Raw genomic sequence first — 220 nt, 5'->3', positions numbered from 1 at the left:
ACATGAACTACCATATTCATGGAGGGAATTTCCTTGTCCACTAAATACTGTATTTCTGCATCACTTAAAATCATCCAGGAATATACATGCATGCCATATAAATTTTCTTTCGGGCATTTCAGGGAGTATGGAAACACTTCATCCAGAGGTGATAGTTTCTGTTCCCACCATAAGTTTGTTTCAAGAAGAACAAGTATATCAGGTTTTTCTTTATTTATAA

General features: G+C 34.5%; 1 protein-coding gene. It reads right to left on the bottom strand.

The window, feature by feature from the left end; all coding sequences use genetic code 11:
- Window positions 1-220, bottom strand: a 220-nt coding sequence (locus ACX9YW_RS23760) for an endonuclease/exonuclease/phosphatase family protein (RefSeq protein WP_460351296.1), incomplete at both ends; no start/stop codon positions are given.

It is taken from the genome of Pseudoneobacillus rhizolycopersici (assembly GCF_054786815.1).
The sequence above is the reverse complement of the archived record's forward strand: the minus strand, read 5'-3'. Positions and strand labels throughout refer to the sequence as shown.